Here is a 4,943-nt window from a genome sequence, read left to right on the forward strand (position 1 = left end):
GGTGTACGCGCTGACCTGCGTGGCGACGCCGGTGGCGGCAGCGGTGCTGGTGCGCCGCCGGGCCCCGGGCTCGGCCCTGCGCGAAACCGCCTTGACCGCAGCCGCGACCTGGGCAGTGCTCGGCGGGACCAGTCTCGGGCGCGAGGCGGATCTGATGGCCCGTCACCTCAGCGCTGGTGACCTGGATGCGGCCCGCGCGCGGCTGAGTCATCTGTGTGCCCGTGATCCCGCCGGGCTGGGCGAGAAGGAACTCACCCGGGCGACCGTGGAGTCGGTGGCGGAGAACACCGGCGACGCCGTCGTGGGGCCGCTGCTGTGGGGCGCCGTGGCCGGGGTCCCGGGGCTGGTGGGCTACCGCGCGGTGAACACCCTGGACGCGATGGTCGGCTACCGCAGTGGGCGGTACGCGAACTTCGGCTGGGCCTCGGCCCGCCTGGACGACCTGGCGAACTACCTGCCGGCCCGGTTGACCGGGCTGCTCACCGTCCCGGCTGCGCGTCTGGTCGGCGGCTGCCCGAAACGCGCTGCCCGGGTGCTGGCCGCGGACCGACGTGACCATCCCAGCCCGAACGCCGGTTGGTGCGAGGCCGCCGCGGCGGGCGCCCTGGACGTGCGTCTCGGCGGTTCCAACACCTACGCGGGGGCGAGGGAAACTCGCGGGACGCTGCACGCGGCCGGGCGGGAGCCCGGAGTGGCGGACATCGGCCGGGCGGTGCGGCTGTCCCGTGCGGTCGGGCTGGGCGCGGCCGGGCTGGCCGTCCTCGTCGCGTGGCGGCTGAAGTGACGACCCATCAGGTAACGGGAGCGCTGCTGGTCGCCGGGACCACCTCGGATGCCGGCAAGAGCGTGCTCACGGCCGGGCTGTGCCGGTGGCTGCACCGGCGCGGGGTCTCGGTCGCGCCGTTCAAGGCACAGAACATGTCGAACAACTCCGCGGTGACCCCCGACGGCGCCGAGATCGGCCGGGCGCAGGCGATGCAGGCCGCCGCGGCCGGCATCGAGCCCGAGGCCGTGATGAACCCGGTGCTGCTCAAGCCGGGCACGGACCGCAGCTCTCAGGTGGTGCTGCTCGGGGAACCGGTGGCCGAGGTGACCGCCCTGTCCTACCGCCGGCTCAAGCCCCGCCTGATGAGCACGGTCCTGGAGTCGCTGGCCGATCTGAGGTCCCGCTATGACGTGGTGATCTGCGAGGGCGCCGGCAGCCCGGCCGAGATCAACCTGCGCGCCGAGGACATCGCCAACCTGGGGCTGGCCCGCGCCGCCGACCTGCCGGTGATCGTGGTCGGCGACATCGACCGCGGCGGGGTGCTGGCCTCGATGTTCGGCACGCTCGCGGTCCTCGAGCCGGCCGACCAGGCGCTGATCGCCGGGTTCGTCGTCAACAAGTTCCGCGGCGACCCTGCGCTGCTCGCCCCCGGCCTGGACCAACTCCGTGCGCTCACCGGCCGGCCGACGTTGGGGGTGCTGCCCTGGCAAGGAGGCCTGTGGCTGGACGCGGAGGACTCGCTCACCCTGGACGCCGCCGGAGCGATCCCCGCGGCTGCGGGCGCTCCCGGAGCCGAGGTGCTGCGCGTCGCCGCCGTGCGCTTTCCGCGGATCTCCAACCTCACCGATCTCGACGCCCTCGCCGCCGAGCCCGGGGTGCTGGTCCGCTTCGTCACCACCCCGGACGAACTCGGCGACGCGGACCTCGTCGTGCTGCCCGGAACCCGGGCCACCGTCGCCGACCTCGCCTGGCTCCGCGAGCGCGGTCTGGCCGACGCCCTGACCGCCCGCGCCGCCGCGGGGCGACCTGTGCTCGGCGTGTGCGGCGGCTACCAGATGCTGGCGCGCACGATCACCGACGAAGTCGAATCCCGGGCCGGAGTGGTTGCCGGGCTCGGCCTGCTGCCGGCCCAGGTCGTGTTCGAACCGCGCAAGTCCGTCGGGCGCACTGCCGGCGAGGAGCTCGGCCAGCCCGTCCGCGGCTACGAGATCCACCACGGCCGGGTCAGCCCGGATCCGGGTACCGCACCGTTCCTGGACGGCTGCCGGGCCGGTGCGGTCTGGGGGACCACCTGGCACGGCGCTCTGGAGTCCGACGGGTTCCGCCGGGCCTTCCTGGCCGAGGTCGCCGCCGCCACCGGGCGTGACTTCCGGCCGGTGGGCGAGGTCAGCTTCGCGGCGGTCCGGGAGGCGCGCCTGGACCTCCTGGGCGAGCTGATTGCTGATCATCTCGACGGCGCCGCCGTGGACGCTCTGATCACCGGTGGCGCGCCACGGGGGCTCCCCGTTGTGCGTACGACGCTCGATCCGGGACCGGACGCGGTTGAATAGTGACTAGAGCACTGTTATTCACGATGGTGTCCGGACGAATGAGCCCCTGAGGGAGCGCGCGTGAAGATCTCGGCGAAGGTCGACTACGCCGTGCGCGCCCTGATCGAGATCGCCGGCAACACCACCGACCGGCCGCGCTCGGCCGAGTCGATCTCCACCGCGCAGGACATTCCGCGCGACTTCCTGCTCGCGGTGCTCGCCGACCTGCGTCGGGCCGGCCTGGTGGCCAGCCAGCGCGGTCAGGCCGGCGGCTGGGTGCTGCTGACCCCGGCCGAGTCGATCTCGGTCGCCGACGTCATCCGCGCCACCGACGGCCCGCTGGTCAGCGTGCACGGCCGGGCGCCGGAGGACGTCGCCTACAAAGGTTCGGCCGAGGCGCTGCAGGAGGTTTGGATCGCGGTTCGCTCCAGCCTGCGGGAGGTGCTGGAGGACGTCACCGTCGCCCACCTGCTGAACAAGTCGCTGCCTCCCGGCGCGATCGCCCGCACCCGCTCCGAAGACGCCTGGCACCGGCGCTGACCTCCGCGGGACGACGTCCCTGGCGGGCGCCTGTCAGCCTGCAGGACGGCTGACATGCGCCCATACGGGACGACGTCCCGCGGGTTCGGGGCTCAGGCGAGGGTGTAGCCCAGAAACACGCCGGGGGCGGGGGCGCCCTGGACCCCGGTCAGGCCGAGCCGCCAGAATTGCGAGCCGGCGCCGGAGGGGCCCTTCTTGGTCTCCCGGAACACCGTGAAGGCGCCGCAGCGCTGGGTCGTGGTGCCGGTGGTGCCTTCGGCCGGTGAGCCGACGATGAGGCTGGCCGGGCCGGTGCCGTCGATCTGACGGACCGCCAGGGCGGAGCCGAAGCGGTCGCCGGTGGTCGCGTTGCCGCCGACGCCGGTGGTGTCCTGGCTGAGCAGCTTCGAGCCGGTACTGCGCAGCCCGGAAGCCGAGCCGAGCAGGACCTGCACCGCACCCGCGTTCGACACGGTGGCGACGGCGTCGCCGGGGATGCCGATCGCGAGGTCGGCGTGCTTGCCCGCGCTCATCCGTCCGGTGGCCAGCACCGCACCGAAGCGGTCGCCCGCCGCGGGCACGCCCACCAGGCCGCCGACCCCCTGCACCCACTGCTGGGCGCCGGTGCCGGTCAGCCCGTCGGTGCCGGCGTAGAGCACGGCCACGGCACCTCGGCTGCGGTTCGAGCCCGGGATGCCGGCGGCCACGTCGGCCTTGCCGTCGCCGTTGAAGTCGCCGGCCGCGACCGCGGCGCCGAAGGCATCGCCGAAGGCCGGCTTGCCGGCGATCCCGCCGGTGGAGCGGTCGTAGGCCGGTCCGGCCTTGGTGAAGCCGGCGGCGCCGCCGGGAAAGACCTGGATGGACCCGCTGCCGTTCTCGCCGGGCGCGCCCACGATCAGTTCGTCGCGCTTGTCGCCGGTGATGTCCCCGGCCGCGAGCGCCGCGCCGAAGGCGTCGCCGTTCTCGGCCTTGCCACCGACCACGCCGGCGCCCGGCCGCAGCTCGGAGGGTGCCCGGCCGGCCCCGAGCCCGGCCGGGGCACCCCAGAGCACCGCGACGGTGCCGGCTCCGAAGCCCCTGCCGAGCGTCTCGCCGGGAGCGCCCACCGCCAGGTCCGCCCGGCCGTCGCCGTCGAAGTCGCCGGCGGTCAGCGCGGCGCCGAACCGGTCGTTGGGTTCGGCGGTGTCCGGCAGCTTCGGGCTGTTCTGGGTGAGCAGGAGGGCGCCGGTGGTCAGCAGTCCTATGGGGGAGCCGTAGAGGACGGTGACGGCGCCGGTGGTCTCGTTCTCCCCGGGCGCACCGACCGCGACGTCGGCGCACCGGTCGCCGTTGAAGTCGCCGACGGCGAGAGCCGCTCCCCACTCGTCGGCGTTCTCCGACTGGTCGGGCACGCCCTCGGAGTCCTGGGTGAGGAACTGGTCGTCCGGAGCGGTCCCGGCCGGATTCGCGCTCAGGCCGGTCGCGGTGCCGTAGAAGACGTGGATCCCGCCCTGCAGGCGGGTGCGCCCGTACTCGGTGACGACCAGGTCGCTGAACCCGTCGCCGTTGAGGTCGCCCGGGCGCGCGGTGCCGCAGCCCGCCGCAGGCGCCGGGTCGGCCAGCGGGCCGGCCAGCGCGGTCAGCGTGAGCAGCGCCGCGACGGCGGCTGTTGAACGAAGAGCCATGTGACCAGAGTGACTGATGGGACTGACGATCCCCGACTGGGACGCGCCGACCGCGGCGGCGAGTCGGCCCGCTGGCCGCGTGCACGCCGGTCGAGCGCGACGGAGAGAGCGAGCGCCGCATCGGTCCGGCAGACGGAGACGGCACGCGCGAGCGACCGGAGGAGCGGACGACCAAGGAGCACCGCCCGGGCCGCGAGAGGGACGGGCGCGAAGCGCCCCCATGTCATCTGCGATGCTCGCCGCGTGCCTGCCGGATACCCGTTCTCCGCGGTCGTCGGGATGGACGACCTCAAGCTCGCGCTGGCCCTGAACGCGGTCGCCCCCACCATCGGCGGCGTGCTGGTCCGGGGCGAGAAGGGCACCGCCAAGTCGACCGTCGTGCGGGCGCTGGCCGCGCTCCTGCCGGAGCAGGCGGCGCTGGACGCCTGCCGCTTCGGCTGCGACCCGCTCGGCCCTGACCCGGAG

The 4,943-nt window shown here is 74.4% G+C and carries 5 protein-coding genes; 4 read left to right on the forward strand and 1 reads right to left on the reverse strand.

Features of this window, described 5'->3' with window-relative positions; all coding sequences use genetic code 11:
* The 3 genes from cbiB to H0X00_RS21565 form a co-directional block, all read left to right on the forward strand.
* Positions 1-784 (forward strand): adenosylcobinamide-phosphate synthase CbiB (gene cbiB, locus H0X00_RS21555; protein WP_293774708.1); only part of this gene is annotated, 784 nt, incomplete at its 5' end.
* Complete coding sequence (locus H0X00_RS21560; RefSeq protein WP_293774710.1) at positions 769-2,316, forward strand: cobyric acid synthase; 1,548 nt, start codon at positions 769-771, stop codon at positions 2,314-2,316. The genes cbiB and H0X00_RS21560, both read left to right, overlap by 16 nt.
* Before the next feature lie 60 nt (positions 2,317-2,376).
* On the forward strand, positions 2,377-2,835 hold the full coding sequence (locus H0X00_RS21565) for an Rrf2 family transcriptional regulator (RefSeq protein WP_293774712.1): 459 nt from the start codon (positions 2,377-2,379) through the stop codon (positions 2,833-2,835).
* Positions 2,836-2,927: 92 nt separating this feature from the next.
* Here the strand turns inward: H0X00_RS21565 and H0X00_RS21570 are convergent, their stop codons facing one another.
* Positions 2,928-4,478 (reverse strand): FG-GAP and VCBS repeat-containing protein, encoded by a 1,551-nt coding sequence (locus H0X00_RS21570; RefSeq protein WP_293774715.1) that lies wholly within the window; start codon positions 4,476-4,478, stop codon positions 2,928-2,930.
* 279 nt (positions 4,479-4,757) lie between these two features.
* Here H0X00_RS21570 and H0X00_RS21575 point away from each other — a divergent pair.
* Positions 4,758-4,943: hypothetical protein (locus tag H0X00_RS21575; RefSeq protein ID WP_367186729.1), on the forward strand; the 186-nt coding region annotated here is incomplete at its 3' end.

The organism is Sporichthya sp., assembly GCF_013815995.1.
GTDB lineage: Bacteria > Actinomycetota > Actinomycetes > Sporichthyales > Sporichthyaceae > Sporichthya.

What these genes read in the sequence shown, in the direction of transcription:
- H0X00_RS21570 (WP_293774715.1), bottom strand. Translation starts at nt 4,478, where the DNA reads ATGGCTCTTCGTTCAACAGCCGCCGTCGCGGCGCTGCTCACGCTGACC.